Source organism: Pseudomonas gessardii (assembly GCF_001983165.1).
GTDB classification, from domain to species: Bacteria; Pseudomonadota; Gammaproteobacteria; order Pseudomonadales; family Pseudomonadaceae; genus Aquipseudomonas; species Aquipseudomonas gessardii.
Genome location: NZ_MNPU01000076.1, coordinates 1 through 15,564 on the forward strand (window position 1 = coordinate 1; position 15,564 = coordinate 15,564).

The following is a 15,564-nucleotide window of genomic DNA, read 5'->3' on the forward strand; positions in this document are numbered from 1 at the left end:
TTCTTGACGACCATAGAGCATTGGAACCACCTGATCCCATCCCGAACTCAGCAGTGAAACGATGCATCGCCGATGGTAGTGTGGGGTTTCCCCATGTGAGAGTAGGTCATCGTCAAGATTAAATTCCGAAACCCCAATTGCGAAAGCAGTTGGGGTTTTGTTTTGGGCGGTTGAAAAGGTTTTGGCATGTCGCCATCCAACTGCCCTTCGGTCAATTCAATACAAAGTGTTTCGGTAATTTTGATAAGGTGCAGCAGCTTTTTCAGGGACGACCTTTTCAACCGCAGGATGCGGCATCGCCCTTATTCAACGAGATGCTGTAGAAATGCCTCAAGCCATACCGATCAAAGACCACGAAAAAGAACACCGCCTGGTCAACAAACGCCTGCTGGCCTGCGCCGTGCTGGTACTTGGCATCACCTGTACCCTGGTCGCCCGCCTGTATTTCCTGCAAGTGGTGGAGTTCGACTATCACTCCACCATCTCTGAAAACAACCGTGTCCACATCCTGCCTATCACCCCGACTCGCGGTCTGATCTATGATCGCAACGGTGTGGTTTTGGCCGATAACCGTCCCAGTTACAACCTGACCATCACCCGCGAACGGGCTAGCGACCTGCAAGGGGAGTTGGACTCGATCATCACGTTGCTGCATCTGCCCGCTGCAGACCGCGTAGCCTTCGACAAGGCCCTGAAGCAGGCGCGTCACCCGTTTGTACCCGTGACGTTGTTCTATGAATTGACTGAAGAACAGATCGCCCTATTGGCCGTCAACCAATTCCGCCTACCCGGCGTGGAGGTCGAGCCACAGTTCGTGCGTCACTACCCGCTGGGCGCCCACTTTGCGCATTCCATTGGTTACGTGGGCCGCATCAACGAAAAAGAGTCCAAGGCGCTGGATTCAGTCGAGTACCGTGGCACGCAATCGATTGGTAAAACCGGCATCGAGCGTTTCTATGAGTCGCAATTGCACGGCCATGTGGGTTACGAAGAGGTCGAGACCAATGCCCAGGGCCGGGTCCTGCGGGTGCTCAAGCATACCGACCCGGTCCCTGGTAAAAACATCGTCCTGAGCCTGGATATCAAGCTCCAGGAAGCCGCCGAAGAAGCCCTGGGCGATCGTCGCGGTTCAGTGGTGGCCCTCGACCCGCAAACTGGCGAAGTGCTGGCGATGGTCAGCAAACCCAGCTTTGACCCCAACGCGTTCGTCACCGGCATCAGCTTCAAGGAATATGCCGCGCTGCATGACTCCCTCGACCGCCCCCTGTTCAATCGGGTGCTGCGCGGGCTGTATGCACCCGGCTCGACGATCAAGCCGGAAGTGGCCATCGCCGGTCTCGACAGTGGTGTGGTCACCGCTCAGACCCGGGTCTTCGACCCCGGCTACTACCAACTGCCGGACTTTGCTCACAAATACCGCAATTGGAACCACAATGGCGATGGCTGGGTGGATATGGACGCCGCCATCATGCGCTCCAACGATACCTACTTCTACGACCTGGCCCACAAACTGGGGATCGACCGCCTGCACGACTACATGGCCGAATTCGGTCTTGGCCAGAAAGTCTCCCTGGATATGTTTGAAGAGTCCGCTGGCCTGATGCCATCCCAGGCCTGGAAGCGTGCGACCCGGCGCCAGCCCTGGTTCCCCGGGGAAACCGTGATCCTCGGCATCGGCCAGGGCTATATGCAGGTCACCCCGTTGCAACTGGCCCAGGCCACCGCGCTGATCGCCAACAAGGGGGTATGGAATCGCCCGCACCTGGCCAAGACCATCGACGGCGTGCCACCCGTGGACGAAAACCCGATGCCCAATGTCGTGCTCAAGAACCCCCGCGACTGGGATCAGGTCAACCACGGCATGCAAATGGTGATGCACGACCCGCGTGGGATTGCCCGGGCGTCGGCCGCCGGCGCACAGTATCGGATCGCCGGCAAGAGTGGCACCGCGCAGGTGGTGGCGATCAAGCAGGGCGAGCGTTACAACCGCCTGAAAACCCGCGAGCGCAACCGCGACAACGCGTTGTTTGTCGGCTTCGCCCCGGCCGAGCACCCCAGGATCGTGATTTCAGTGATGATTGAAAACGGCGAGGCGGGTGGCCGCGTGGCAGGCCCGGTGGTACGCCAGATCATGGATGCCTGGTTGCTCGACCAGCAAGGCCATCTGAAACCGCAGTATGCAACCCCCGCCAAGTCAGCGGGCGACCCACGCGTCTGATGCCGGGCTAAACGTCACAAATACACGGCCAGAAACGCACAGCGTCCCTGGCCGTGTCCTACGAGTGGTGAACTACTTGATCACCACCGGGTTCACCGGCGCGCCGCTGCCGCCGACAATCTTCAACGGTGCGGCGGTGTAGAGGAATTTCCACTGGCCGTCGTCGGCACAATCGGCGGCCAGTTCCTCCAGCAGCACAATCTCGGTAAAGGCAATGCCGAGGTTGCGCATCAGCGCGCAATGCAACGGAATCTGCACCCCCGACACCGGGTCGGTGATCACCTCGTTGGCGATGGTATCGGTCACCAGGTTGGGGATTTCCATGGCATGGAACCACTCCACCAGTTCCCGGCTGTAGGTCAGGCCGGGCTCCACCAGGTCCTTGAAGAACTCGGTCTTGCCATACTCGTAGAACGCACCCATGGAGCCGGTACGGATGATCAGAATGTCGCGCTTTTCGATGGTCACGCCCTGGGCCTTGGCAGCGGCCAGCAAGTCCAGGTGGTTGAAGGTTTCGCCACGGCCCAGGTATTTCTTGCCACGATGGCGGGCCATGTCGATCAGCACCGCGCGCCCGACCACGCCGCGCTCGGCAATCGCCAGCACACTGGCCTTGGCCATGCCGCCGACGGTGCTCATGGCGTCGTAGCCGTTCCACAGTTGATTGTCATACCAGGCATGCCCCAGGGCGTCGTACTGGGTCGAGCCTTGCAGCTGCATGAAGATCACATCGTCGCAATACGCCGCGCCGCCGGTCATTTCGGGTTGCTTGCCGAAGTGATAGTGGCTGTGATCCAGGGTGTTGAAGCGCATCGACGGGTTGCGCGCCGGCCACATCGGGTCGCCGCCCGGATGGCCGATCTGCACTTGCAGGGTGAAGGTCTTGCCCTGGCGCACCGCGGCCACGCCGCGCAGCACTTCGGTTTCGGTCAGGTAATTGAGGGCGCCGACTTCATCGTCCGGTCCCCATTTACCCCAGTTCTTTGGCAGGCCTTCGAGTAATTGCCTGGTGTTCGGTTCGTTCTTGTTATGTAAGTCACACATATCGACTCCGATCCCTTTGGTCGTTGAGTTACACGCAGCGCCCACCATCGACTTCAAGGCAGGTGCCGGTGATAAAAGCCGCTTCGTCCGAGGCCAGGTACAGGCAGGCATTGGCCACGTCCTGCGGGGTGGAAAAACGTCCCAGGGGGATGGTTGCCATGAACTTCTGGCGGTTTTCCGGGGTGTCCGGCACGCCCATGAACTCACTGAGTAACGCGGTTGCGCCGACCACCGGGTTCACGCAATTGACGCGGATATTGTCCGGCCCCAGCTCTGCCGCCATGGTCTTGCTCATGACCACCACCGCGCCCTTGCTGCCGTTATACCAGACCAGCCCCGGGCGCGGGCGGATCGCGGCGGTCGAGGCAATGTTGACGAACACGCCGCCGCCCTGGCTGCGAAAGTGCGGCACAAAATGCCTGGCGCTGAGGAAGATGCTTTTGACGTTGACCGCGAACACCCGGTCGAACTCGGCCTCGTCCACCTCCAGCATCGGCCGGTTGCGGTGGGTGGTGCCGGCGTTGTTGATGACGATATCCAGCCCGCCGAATTGCTCCAGGGTCGCGCGCAGCAGCGCGCCCATGCTTTCATCATTGGCCACATTGACCTCGACGAAATGCGCATGACCGCCAGTGGCGGCGATCTCATTGACCACCCGCTGGCCGCCGGTGGCGTTCATGTCGGCGACGATAACCCGCGCCCCCTGTTGGGCGAAGGTCTTGGCGATGCCTTCACCAAAGCCGGAACCGGCGCCGGTGACGATGGCCACTTTGTTTGCTAGACGCATGGAGTGTGCTCCTTTCTTGTTGTTGTAAGGGCTTAGCCGTGTTTGATCGCAATGGTCTTCAAGGTGGTAAAGCCCAGCAGGGCCTCGAAGCCTTTTTCCCGGCCATAACCGCTGGCCTTGACGCCGCCGAAGGGCAGTTCAACCCCGCCGCCGGCCCCGTAGTTATTGATAAATACCTGGCCACAGCGCAGCTTGCGCGCCAGGCGCATCTGCCGGGCGCCGTCGCGGGTCCATACGCCAGCGACCAGGCCGAAATCGGTGCCGTTGGCCAGGCGGATGGCCTCGGCTTCGTCGTCGAAGGGCATCACGGCCAACACCGGGCCGAAGACTTCCTCCCGGGCCAGGCGGCTGTCGGGCGGCACATCGCGAAACAGCACCGCTTCCTGGAAGTAACCGCCACTGCCAGCCTCGGCCACCACCTGGCCGCGCGCGGCCACGGTGATGCCGGCCTGTTCGGCCTCGCGCACGAACTCGCGCACCAGGCGTTGCTGCTTCTGGTTGATCAGCGGGCCCATGTCCAGGTCCAGCGCCGAAGGCCCGGTGCGCAGTTCGCCAAAGCGCTGGCTGAGTTGCTCCACCAGCGTTTCATAAATACTGCGCTCCACCAGCAGGCGGCTGCCCGCCGAACAGGTCTGCCCGCAGTTCTGCACAATGGCGTTGACCAGCACCGGCAAGGCTTCGTCCAGGTCGGCATCGGCGAATACCAGTTGCGGCGATTTCCCGCCCAGCTCCAGGGTCACCGGGCAGTGCCGTTCAGCGGCGGCTTTGGACACCGCCGTGCCAGTCACGCTGGAGCCGGTAAACGAGAGGTGGTCGATACCCGGATGGCTGCACAACGCCGCGCCGGCCTCGTAGCCGTAGCCGGTCACCACGTTGATCGCGCCGGCCGGGAAGCCCACCTCGGCGGCAATCTGCGCCAGGCGCAGCAGCGACAGGCTGGCGTCCTCGGCCGGCTTGACCACACAGGCATTGCCCGCCGCCAGGGACGCGCCGACGCTGCGGCCGAAGATCTGCATCGGGTAGTTCCACGGGATGATATGCCCGGTTACCCCATGGGGTTCGCGCACCGTCAGCACCGTGTAGCCGTTCTGATAAGGCAGGGTCTCGCCGTGCAACTTGTCGGCCGCGCCAGCGTAGTACTCGAAATAACGGGCGAGGGCGGTGGCATCGGCCCGGGCCACTTTCAACGCCTTGCCGGTGTCCCGCGCCTCGATCTGCGCCAGTTCTTCGTGATGCTCCAGTACCGCCGCGCCAAGCCTGGCCAGCAGGCGGCTGCGCTCCAGGGCCGACAAGCTGCCCCATGGGCCATCGAAGGTCTCGCCCACGGCCAGGCGCGCGGCGCGGACGGCGGCGTCGATATCGGCAGCGGTGCCACGGGCGAGGCTGGAATAGGTTTTGCCGCTGCTGGGATCGATCACCGGGATGTCTTCCCGCGACGTCGAGGCCTGCCATTGGTTGGCGATGTAATGTGCGTTGATCATGTTCAGCTCCTGTTCCCGGCGATGCATTCGGCGATGGCCACGCCCACTTCAATCGTACTGGCGCTGCCGCCCATTTCCCGGGTGCGTGGGCCTTGCGCAAGCACCGTCTCGATGGCCGAGACAATCGCAGCTGCGGCCTCCTGGTACAGCGGCTCGCCATTGCCCAGGTGCTCGATCATCAGCGCGGCCGACCAGATCTGCCCGATGGGGTTGGCCACGCCCAGCCCGGCAATGTCCGGCGCCGAACCGTGTACCGGCTCGAACAGCGACGGGTAGCGCCGCTCGGGGTTGAGGTTGGCCGACGGCGCAATGCCGATGGTGCCGGTACAGGCCGGGCCGAGGTCGGAGAGGATGTCGCCAAACAGGTTGGAGGCCACCACCACATCGAACCAGTCCGGGTGCTGCACGAAGTGTGCGCACAGTATGTCGATGTGGAATTTGGCGCTCTTGACGTCCGGGTAGCGCTGGGCGATCAGGTTCACCCGCTCGTCCCAGAACGGCATGGTGATGGAAATGCCGTTGGATTTGGTGGCGGCCACCAGGTGCTTGCGCGGTCGCCGCTGCGCCAGTTTGAAGGCATAGTCCACCACCCGGTCCACGCCTTCGCGGGAGAAGATCGACTCCTGCACCGCGATCTCGCGTGGCGTACCTTCCCACATCCGCCCGCCGACGCTGGAGTATTCGCCCTCGGTGTTTTCCCGCACCACGATAAAGTCGATATCCCCCGGCACACGGCCGGCGAGCGGGCAGGGCACGCCGGGCATCAGGCGCACCGGGCGGATGTTGACGTACTGGTCGAACTGGCGGCGGATCTTCAGCAGCGACTCCCACACCGCCGTATGGTCGGCGATGATATCCGGGGCACCCACGGCGCCGAAGAAGATCGCGTCATGGCTGCCGATCTGCTCGGCCCAGTCGTGCGGCATCATGGTGCCGTGGGCCAGGTAGTGCTCGCTGCACCAGGCAAAGTGATCGAACGCAAAGGCAATGCCGAAGCGCCGGCTGACGGCCTCTAGTACGCGCAGGCCTTCGGGCACCACCTCGCGGCCGATACCGTCGCCGGGAATCACCGCAATACGATGAGGGGTGCTGGTCGTGGAATTGGACACGCCGTGTCTCCTGTTTTTGTTGTTGTCAGTGAGGCGGGGACATTCTTGGCACAGCTGCCGCGGTGGGGGAATTGCTGATTATGGAAGTGGCCTTCGCAAGACTCGAAGGCCAGCGACAATGCGCAGTACTAGGCAGCGAGGTAGTCGAATAGCGCCAGGCTTGTAGGAGAAGGCTTTTCCTGACGCATGCAGAGGTACATCTGGCGGTCGGCCCATGGGTCGTCGATTTCGATAAAGCGCAAGGCCATTTCCTTGCGAAAGATCTGCACCGCACCCTGGGGCAACACGCCAACCCCTTGCCCGGCGGCAATCAACCGGCACACGGCTTCAAAGCTGCGCACCTGGACCCGCAGGCGCAGCGGCATGCCAATCGCGGCGGCGGCCTCGGTGATCAGCGCGGTGATGGCGGCGTTGTCCTCCAGGCCGACAAAGTCATAGCCCAGCAAATCGGCAAAGCGTGCATGGCGCATCTTGAACGGATGATCGTCGGGCACCAGCAGGCACAGGCGGTCCTGGCAGTACGGGGCAAAGCGCAAGTCCTCGCCGCCCGGCTGGGTGGTGACGATGCCCACATCGGCCACGCCATCGCGCACCGCCTGCAGAATCTCGCGGCTGCGCTCCTCGCGGATATCCAGGCGGATACCGGGGTGCAGGGCGTTCCACTGGGTCAGTTGGCTGGGCAGTTGCTGGCTCATCGCCGAACTGTTGGCATACAGGCACACACGGCCGGTGGCGCCCTTGGCGTAGTCGGCGAGGTCGGCGTGCATCCCATCCACCGCGCGCAAGATCGCCAGCCCATGCCCGGCCAGCACCTCGCCGGCCGCCGTGGGCGAGACGCCGGTGGAAGAGCGATACAACAGGGCGACCTTGAAATGCTGCTCGAGCAACGACAGGCGCCGGCTGGCCGCAGACAGCGAGAGGTGCGACTGCTCGGCCGCCCGGGACAGGCTGCCGAGCTTGACTGTCTTGAGGAACAGCGCGATGGAAGTAAGATCGGGGGCCATGCCAGAGTCCTTGTGCGCGGTCTGTGAAAACTACGCAGTTGGGACCGGACTGTCCAATCGTCTGCCCCCTGTTGATACAACGTTGGAGGCACCGCCGATCCCTTGTGGGAGCTGTCGAGCCCCGGCGAGGCTGCGATGGCGGCGGCATTGCCAGCATTGATGGTGACTGACCCTCCGCCATCGCAGCCTCGCCGGGGCTCGACAGCTCCCACCTTTGATCTTTGCTGCCTTGAGTAATGTGTCGGTTAGAACTCGATGCTCGCCGACAGCTTGGCCACCCGTGGGTCGCCCTGGGTCAGCTCAATGGCGCTTTACAAACTAGTGTGTGAGGTACGACGTATCTGAAGGCCAGAAATTTCTATTAAGGCCTGATGGCGGATGCCGAGTAGAATCGCGCCCTGAAAGCGATTCCTGAGGTGCGGCAAGGTGGATTTACAGCAGGGTTTTGTCCTGACCCGGCATTGGCGCGACACCCCGGCGGGCACGCAGGTCAGCTTCTGGTTGGCGACCGACCAGGGGCCGCGGTATATCCGTCTTCCGGTGCAGCCTTCGGTGATGTTTATTCCGCTGGCCCATCGCGAGCACGCGCAACGGGTGCTCAAGGGCGAGCGCGAGGTAGAACTGCGCCCGCTGCAACTGTGCGACTTCCACCACCGCCCGGTCCTGGGCCTCTATACCCGCCAGCATCGCCAGGCGATGGACCTGGAAAAACGCCTGCGCCAGGCCGGTGTGGATGTCTACGAAGGCGATGTGCGCCCGCCCGAGCGCTATATGATGGAGCGCTTTATCACCGCGCCGGTGGCGTTTGGCGGCACGCCGGGCGAGGGCGGGATGTTGCTGGAGGCGCAGATGAAACCGGCGCCCGACTACCGCCCGGCGTTGAAGCTGGTGTCCCTCGACATCGAAACCACCGCGCGCGGCGAACTGTATTCCATCGCCCTGGAAGGCTGCGGCGAGCGCCAGGTGTACATGCTTGGCCCGCCGAACAAAACGGACGCGGTGGATTTCAAGCTCGACTACTGCGACAGCCGCGCCCAACTGCTGGAGTGCCTGAACCAGTGGCTGGCGCAACACGACCCCGACGCAATCATCGGCTGGAACCTGGTGCAGTTCGACCTGCGGGTCCTCCACGAGCATGCCCAACGCCTCAAGGTGCCATTGTTGCTCGGTCGTGGTGGCGAGGCCATGGCCTGGCGTGAACACGGCAGCCGCAACCATTACTTCGCCGCCGCTGCCGGGAGGCTGATCATCGATGGCATCGAAGCCCTGCGTTCGGCGACTTGGAGCTTTGAGTCATTCAGCCTGGAAAACGTCGCCCAGACCCTGCTCGGCGAAGGCAAGTCGATTTCCACACCCTACCAGCGCATGGATGAGATCAACCGCATGTTCGCCGAGGACAAGCCCGCCCTGGCGCGCTATAACCTCAAGGACTGCGAGCTGGTGACGCGGATTTTTGCAAAGACCGAACTGCTCAAGTTCCTGTTGGAGCGGGCCAGCGTCACTGGCCTGCCGGCGGATCGTAACGGCGGTTCGGTGGCGGCGTTCACCCATTTGTACATGCCGCTGATGCATCGCCAGGGCTTTGTCGCGCCCAACCTGGGGGACAAGCCGCCCCAGGCCAGCCCCGGCGGTTTTGTCATGGACTCGCGGCCGGGGCTGTACGAGTCGGTGCTGGTGCTGGACTACAAAAGTCTGTATCCGTCGATTATCCGCAGCTTCCTGATCGACCCCGTAGGCCTGATCGAAGGCCTGCGCCACCCTGACGACAGCGCGTCGGTGGAAGGCTTTCGCGGCGCGCGGTTTTCCCGCACCCGGCATTGCCTGCCGGCCATTGTGGCGCGGGTCTCCGAAGGCCGCGAAGTGGCCAAGCGCGAGCATAACGCGCCGTTGTCCCAGGCCCTGAAGATCATCATGAATGCCTTCTACGGCGTGCTGGGCTCCAGCGGCTGTCGGTTCTTCGACACGCGGCTGGCCTCGTCCATCACGATGCGCGGCCACCAGATCATGCGCCAGACCCGCGAGCTGGTCGAAGCCCAGGGGTATGAAGTGATCTATGGCGATACCGATTCCACCTTTGTCTGGCTTGGCAGTGCCCATTCCCAGGAGGAGGCCACGCGCATCGGCCAGGGCTTGGTGCAGCACATCAACCACTGGTGGCGCGAACGCCTGCACAACGAATTCGGCCTGCAAAGCGCCCTGGAGCTGCAATACGAAACTCACTTCAGCCGCTTCCTGATGCCGACCATTCGCGGGGCGGAGGAGGGCAGCAAGAAACGCTATGCCGGCCTGGTCAGCCATGCCGATGGCAGTGAAGAGATGATCTACAAAGGCCTGGAGACTGTGCGCAGCGACTGGTCGCCCCTGGCCCGCCAATTCCAGCAGGAGCTGTACCAGCGCATCTTCCATCGCCAGCCCCACCAGGATTATGTGCGTGACTACGTGCGCCGCACCCTCAGCGGCGAGTTCGATGAGCTGCTGATCTACCGCAAGCGCCTGCGCCGGCAACTGGGTGACTACGAACGCAACGTGCCGCCCCATGTACGGGCCGCGCGCCTGGCGGATGAATACAACGACCGCCAGGGCCGCCCACGCCAGTATCAGAACGGTGGCTGGATTCGCTACGTGATCACCGTCAACGGCCCCGAACCTCTGGAAGTGCGCCAGGCGCCGATTGACTATGACCACTACGTCACCCGGCAATTGCAGCCGGTGGCCGATGCGATCCTGCCGTTTGTCGATGATGACTTCAGCACCCTGGTCGGTGGTCAGATGGGCTTGTTTTAACCTGTGGCTGACGCTTCACCCGGCCCCGGTGCCTGCCTGGCACTGGCCCAAGCCGTAAACCTTGGCAATCAGAAGAAACAATGAGCCCCGAAGCGCCTGAAGCCCTTGCGTCGCGGGCGTCCTGGCCTACTCTTTCTGAAGGTCGCGTAGGAATCATCCTTGAAATTGACTGTCGCAGACATGAAACTCAAACACTCTGCATGGAATTGGAAGGAGGTACGCATGCTCGTCCGGTCGCTGACCCTGGCTACCTTGATGGCGTTTACGGGGCCGTTGTTGGCTGCGGATAACCGAGGCCCGCTGGAACAGGATCAAGGCAAATTCCGCCTGCTGATCGTGATTGCACCCAGCTCCATCGACCCGACTCAGGTCCAGCTCAAGCAAGACCTTGAACAGCCTGAGAACAAACAGAAGTTCACCGAGCGCAACATGGTGCTCTACACCGTGAACTATACGAGCATCGGCACCGTCGGCCAGCGTGACGGCAAGGACCTTGGCGCCCAGGACACCAACGCGTTGATCCGCGCCCTGAAGCTGGGGGCCAGTGCTGGCACCAAAGTGATCCTGGTGGGCAAGGACGGCGAGAAGAAAGTCGAAAAGACCGTACCCCCCGATACCCTTGACCTTGCAGAGTTCTTTGCGGCCGTCGACAAGATGCCGGCGGCAGAAAAAGAAGCCGCCGCGCCCGCCGAGCCGGAACCCGCCGCACCGGCGGCAGGCAAGCCTGGGGCCAAGGCCAAGCCTGGCAAACACGCGCCGCAACCGCTGGAAGACTGAGAAGTCTTGTTGTGGCGAGGCGGGGGCGAGCTGGAACTCAACGGCCAGTTGGCCGAAGACGGGCAAGCGTCTGCGGGCTACGCCTATGCAGTCAGTACAGATGCCGATGACAAACGCATCAAGACCTGCATACGTTCAGCCAGGGCAGATCGCTATCACCAACCTGCTGCTGCGCTACGACGTGACGCCGCAGTTGAGTACCTCGGTCAACCTCAACAACCTGTTTGATTGCGATTATTTCAGCTATGCCGGTAACTGCGGGATGTACGGCGCGCCGGGCAACCTGATGACCAGCGTCAAGTACGACTTTTAAGAGCCTTCCTACGACGTCTACGGAATTACCCAACTGAGCAACGGCACTCTCCCATGATTTGATCCCTGGCTTTTCGGACAGGGATTGCCGTAGATGACCGACACCTTGTGGGCCGCCCGTGAAGGCGATGCACTGCTGCATAGCTCGCTGCTCGCGGATGTGCTGGGGGGTGTGCTTGAAGTCGCTGCCACTGTGGCAGTGACCGCATTGGTCACGGCTGCGGTGGTGGCGGCTACCGGTATTACCGTGGTCACTGGCGGGCTGGGTTGCCTGGTGCTGAGCGCGGTAGTGGGAGTGGCGGTCGGCATCGGCATGAACAGAACCGGGGCGGATGCCGGGCTTTCACGCTTATGTGAAACCGTCGCGGGGGCGTTGTTTGGCCCAGTGACTGACGCCTTTATCAGCAGTGGCTCGCTGGATGTATTTATCAATGGCAAGCCTGCCGCGCGAGCCGCCGGGCGAATTTCCACGCTGCCTGTCGCGCTCGATGCGCCAGCGTCCTACCTTGATATTGCTGGAAACCTATTCTCGCAGTTATGGCGTCCGACGGTGGCCACACCGGTTTCTCAGGCTCAGCCCTGTGCAGCGGATGGCGTCGTTTGTGCCAAGCACCCACCCATGCCCGAGCAATATCTAGCAGAGGGTTCCAGTCGTGTTTTCATCAACGGGCAGCCTGCTGTGCGCAGTGGCGATCGCAGCACCTGTGAGGCGACGGTCGGATCGGTCGAAGGACTGATTTCCCCCAATGTGGTGATCGGTGGCTCCCCGGTTGTCGTCCGTGAGATTCGCAGCGGCAAGACGCCGGGTGTGGGCTTGGCTGTCAGCGCACTGTTGACGCTACGGGGTGGGCCGGTGAAGTTTGTCAGCAACCTGCCGTGCCTGTTGGCGAGCGGGGTGGTGGCCTATGGTACCGGGCAAGTGGGGGCAGCATTGGCGGCAGCTGTGAACGGCTCGCCCAACCCGGTGCATGCCGCCACTGGAGCCAAGGTACTGGGGGGCGAAGATGAGCGGGACTTTGTCGTGCCGGCATTGTTTCCCCTGGAGTGGCAGCGGTTCTACAACAGTCGGGATATGCGGCGCGGCGGCTTGTTTGGTGCAGGCTGGAGCGTGCCGTATGAGGTGACCGTCGAGATTGATCAGCAGCGCCTGATCTATATCGATGAACAGGGGCGGCGGATAGATCTGGGTCACGTGCCTCTGTCCAGTGCAGTGTTCAGCTCTGGCGAAGGGCTCGCCGTACGGCGCAACGCTGACGGGCTATCGATCGAAAGTGTCGACGGGGTTTATCGCCTGTTTGAGGCGGATCCGTTTAACCTGTGTGTCTTGCGCCTGGTGCAGTTGGCTGATCGCAACGAAGGCCGGATTTTTCTGGAGTACGACGAGCAGGGGCGAATTGTCTTACTGCGGGAAAGCCACAATCTGCTGCAATTGATGCTGAGCTACAGCGCCGAGCATCCCCGGCGGGTTAGCCATGTCGAACGGCGCTACGTGCAGGGTTTCGGGGGACGATGCGATGTACTGGTCAGTTACCGCTACAACAAGGTGGGGGATTTAAGCGAAGTCATCGATGCCACAGGCCATGTAAAACGGCGTTTTGCCTATGATGGCCTGCGGCGGATGATTGAACACCAATTGCCAGGTGGCCTACGTTGTTTCTACCAATGGACCACATGTGGCGATGAGTCTCGTGTCAGTCGCCATTGGACTGACAGCGGCGACGAATACCGGTTTGAGTACGCGCCCGGTATTACCCGTATCACCGATGGCTTGCAGCGCACCAGCGTTCGCCATTGGAATACCCAACACCAGGTCACGTGCTTTATCAATGCTTTGGGCCACACCTGGCAATTTGAATGGAACGACCAGCGCCAGCTACTCAGTGCTACCGATCCCATGGCTGGTCGTTGGACGTTCAGTTATGACGCATGCGGCAATCTGAGTGTCAGCACCGACCCTCTGGGCCAGAGCCGTACTATCCTGTGGTTAGAACACTGGTCACTGCCGCTGAGTGAGACCGACCCGGCCGGTAACTGCTGGTACTACCGCTACGATACCAGGGGCAATTGCACCGAAATCATCGACCCTTTGGGCTATTGCAGCCACTACGCCTACGACGATTTTGGTCAGGTGGTGTGCATCACCGACGCCCACGATACAAGTATGACTCTGCGTTGGAACGAATGGTCGCAACTGATCGAATACCGTGACTGCTCTGGCTATACCACTCGCTATCAATATGATGCCTTCGGCCATCTGACGCGGCTCATCAACGCCAAGGGTGAACCGTTCGATTTCCAATACGACGTCCTTGGGCGACTGCTGAAAAGCCAGCTCCCCGATGGTCGCCAGGAGCGCTTTGAGCACGATCCCAGCGGCCAGTTACTGACTCATATCGACCCTGCCGGCAACCCTACGCGTTACATTCGCGATCGAGATGGTCGGGTGCTTCAGCGCTTGGATGCCCTTCAGCGCGGTATCGCTTTTTTCTACGATAGCTATGGCCGACTTCAGACCCTGAGCAATGAAAACGCCGAAGTCTATCGATTTACCTGGGACGCCGCCGACCGCCTGAGCCGGCAACTGGATATTGATCAGAGTACACGGGTGTTTACCTATGACGGCCTGGGCAACTTGCTGACTGTCGAGCACCGGCCCGCTTCGGATCAAGCCGTGTCGGCTCAGCAATTTCAGCGTGATCCCCTGGGTCGCCTCGTCAGAAAAGCCACTGTCGGTGGCCTGACAGATTACCGCTACGATGCCAATGACCAACCGATTGCCATCACCTTTACTGCAAACGATAGCCGCCAACAAACATTAGCTTTTTCCTACGATGGCCTTGGTCAACTCCTGCAAGAAACCAGCAGTGCTGGCACCCTTACGCATGTTTACGATGCCCTTGGGAATCGTACCCAAACCCGACTGCCCGACGGACGTCAACTCAACCGGCTGCTTTACGGTAGTGGCAATTTGCATCAGCTCAACCTGGATGGCCAAGTCATCTGCGACATTGAGCGTGATCAACTGCACCGTGAAGTCTTGCGCAGCCAAGGCCAGCTCACCAGTCATTTCGATTACGACCGCAGCGGCCGTCTGTGCACACGGCAAACGCGTCCTGCCAGCCAACCTCACCCGCATGTGGCACCGATACAACGCCGTTTCGACTACGATCCCAGCGATAACCTGATCGCAATCCTTGACGACTCACGCCATCAGCATCTGCACTACGACGCCACCGGTCGCATTCGCGCCCGGCAAGACAATCAAGGCCTGTTCGAGGCTTTTGCCTACGACCCAGCGGCTAATCTGCTGGACAGCCCGGATGTTAGTTTCGTACGGCAAAACCGCCTGCTGACTTACCAGGACAACCGCTATCTTTATGACGGTTTCGGCCGGCTGGTGGAAAAACACAGTCGCCGTCGAGGTCGCCAACTGTTGCAATACGACGCGGAACATCGGCTGATCGAAGTCCATAACTCCAATGGCCATACCGTGCGAATGACCTATGACCCGCTGGGTCGGCGCATTGCAAAAACCGAACACAACCAAAACGGCACCCTACTTAGTCAGACACACTTCATCTGGGACGGCCTGCGCCTGCTGCAAGAACAGCAGAACACCCAAACCAGTGTCTATCTCTACGTTGACCACACCTACGAGCCTCTTGCCCGTGTCGATGGCCTGGGAGAGCACCAAACCATCCGGTATTACCACAACGATCTCAATGGATTGCCGCAACAGCTTACTGAGGTTGATGGTGGGGTACTCTGGCAATGCCGCTACACAACCTGGGGCGCTACCCTCGAAGAGCAGCGCAAGGCGTACTACATCGAGGATCAGAATCTGCGCTTCCAAGGGCAGTATCTGGACCGGGAAACGGGACTGCACTACAACACGTTCAGGTTTTATGATCCGGCGATGGGTGAACTGGTCAAGTCATCCCGGACACCGATTACGGTGTTTATGCCGCTTTTTGCTCCATGGCTATTGGCGACAGGTAGTTGTTGTAGCTGTGGAGCCTGATTCGGTTGTATCGCATGAAGAAGCTAG

The 15,564-nt window shown here is 61.2% G+C and carries 10 protein-coding genes and 1 rRNA gene; 6 read left to right on the forward strand and 5 right to left on the reverse strand.

The genetic code is table 11. The features are described from left to right. The first annotated feature begins 2 nt into the window (after positions 1 to 2). Both rrf and mrdA read left to right on the forward strand, forming a co-directional pair. Positions 3 to 118: ribosomal RNA gene (rrf, locus tag BLL38_RS28470) — 5S ribosomal RNA — on the forward strand. A 207-nt stretch (positions 119 to 325) separates the two neighbouring features. Continuing rightward, positions 326 to 2,218, forward strand: a complete 1,893-nt coding sequence (mrdA, locus tag BLL38_RS28475; RefSeq protein WP_076965208.1) for a penicillin-binding protein 2 — start codon at positions 326 to 328, stop codon at positions 2,216 to 2,218. A gap of 72 nt (positions 2,219 to 2,290) precedes the next feature. On the opposite strand, the gene BLL38_RS28480 is transcribed toward mrdA, so the two are convergent. From BLL38_RS28480 to BLL38_RS28500, 5 genes are all read right to left on the reverse strand, one after another. Then, positions 2,291 to 3,262 (reverse strand): cyclase family protein, encoded by a 972-nt coding sequence (locus BLL38_RS28480; protein ID WP_076965209.1) that lies wholly within the window; start codon positions 3,260 to 3,262, stop codon positions 2,291 to 2,293. Between the two features lie 28 nt (positions 3,263 to 3,290). After that, complete coding sequence (locus tag BLL38_RS28485) at positions 3,291 to 4,049, reverse strand: SDR family oxidoreductase (RefSeq protein ID WP_076965210.1); 759 nt, start codon at positions 4,047 to 4,049, stop codon at positions 3,291 to 3,293. 32 nt (positions 4,050 to 4,081) lie between these two features. After that, positions 4,082 to 5,530, reverse strand: coding sequence for an aldehyde dehydrogenase family protein (locus BLL38_RS28490; RefSeq protein WP_076965211.1), 1,449 nt, complete (start codon positions 5,528 to 5,530; stop codon positions 4,082 to 4,084). 2 nt (positions 5,531 to 5,532) lie between these two features. After that, the gene (locus tag BLL38_RS28495; protein ID WP_076965212.1) at positions 5,533 to 6,639 is read right to left on the reverse strand and encodes a tartrate dehydrogenase; all 1,107 of its coding nucleotides are present in this window, start codon (positions 6,637 to 6,639) and stop codon (positions 5,533 to 5,535) included. Positions 6,640 to 6,767: 128 nt separating this feature from the next. Beyond that, on the reverse strand, positions 6,768 to 7,643 hold the full coding sequence (locus BLL38_RS28500; RefSeq protein ID WP_076965213.1) for a LysR family transcriptional regulator: 876 nt from the start codon (positions 7,641 to 7,643) through the stop codon (positions 6,768 to 6,770). A 426-nt stretch (positions 7,644 to 8,069) separates the two neighbouring features. Here BLL38_RS28500 and BLL38_RS28505 point away from each other — a divergent pair, with 426 nt between their 5' ends. The 4 genes from BLL38_RS28505 to BLL38_RS28520 all read left to right on the forward strand — a co-directional run bounded on the left by BLL38_RS28505 (position 8,070) and on the right by BLL38_RS28520 (position 15,537). After that, positions 8,070 to 10,427 carry a DNA polymerase II gene (locus BLL38_RS28505; protein ID WP_076965214.1) on the forward strand — a complete coding sequence of 786 codons (2,358 nt, stop codon included), beginning with the start codon at positions 8,070 to 8,072 and terminating at the stop codon, positions 10,425 to 10,427. Positions 10,428 to 10,649: 222 nt separating this feature from the next. Then, positions 10,650 to 11,204 carry a DUF4174 domain-containing protein gene (locus BLL38_RS28510; RefSeq protein WP_076965215.1) on the forward strand — a complete coding sequence of 185 codons (555 nt, stop codon included), beginning with the start codon at positions 10,650 to 10,652 and terminating at the stop codon, positions 11,202 to 11,204. 100 nt (positions 11,205 to 11,304) lie between these two features. Then, a complete protein-coding gene (locus BLL38_RS31760) occupies positions 11,305 to 11,517 on the forward strand; it encodes a TonB-dependent receptor (RefSeq protein ID WP_076965216.1) in 213 nt (70 codons plus the stop codon). A 93-nt stretch (positions 11,518 to 11,610) separates the two neighbouring features. Then, entirely contained in the window at positions 11,611 to 15,537 is a 3,927-nt protein-coding gene (locus BLL38_RS28520; RefSeq protein ID WP_076965217.1) for a DUF6531 domain-containing protein, read from the forward strand. The last annotated feature ends 27 nt before the right edge of the window (positions 15,538 to 15,564 follow it).

Coding starts and splice junctions, on each gene's coding strand:
- mrdA (WP_076965208.1), top strand. CDS start 326: ATGCCTCAAGCCATACCGATCAAAGACCACGAAAAAGAACACCGCCTG.
- BLL38_RS28480 (WP_076965209.1), bottom strand. CDS start 3,262: ATGTGTGACTTACATAACAAGAACGAACCGAACACCAGGCAATTACTC.
- BLL38_RS28485 (WP_076965210.1), bottom strand. CDS start 4,049: ATGCGTCTAGCAAACAAAGTGGCCATCGTCACCGGCGCCGGTTCCGGC.
- BLL38_RS28490 (WP_076965211.1), bottom strand. CDS start 5,530: ATGATCAACGCACATTACATCGCCAACCAATGGCAGGCCTCGACGTCG.
- BLL38_RS28500 (WP_076965213.1), bottom strand. CDS start 7,643: ATGGCCCCCGATCTTACTTCCATCGCGCTGTTCCTCAAGACAGTCAAG.
- BLL38_RS28510 (WP_076965215.1), top strand. CDS start 10,650: ATGCTCGTCCGGTCGCTGACCCTGGCTACCTTGATGGCGTTTACGGGG.
- BLL38_RS31760 (WP_076965216.1), top strand. CDS start 11,305: ATGCCGATGACAAACGCATCAAGACCTGCATACGTTCAGCCAGGGCAG.
- BLL38_RS28520 (WP_076965217.1), top strand. CDS start 11,611: ATGACCGACACCTTGTGGGCCGCCCGTGAAGGCGATGCACTGCTGCAT.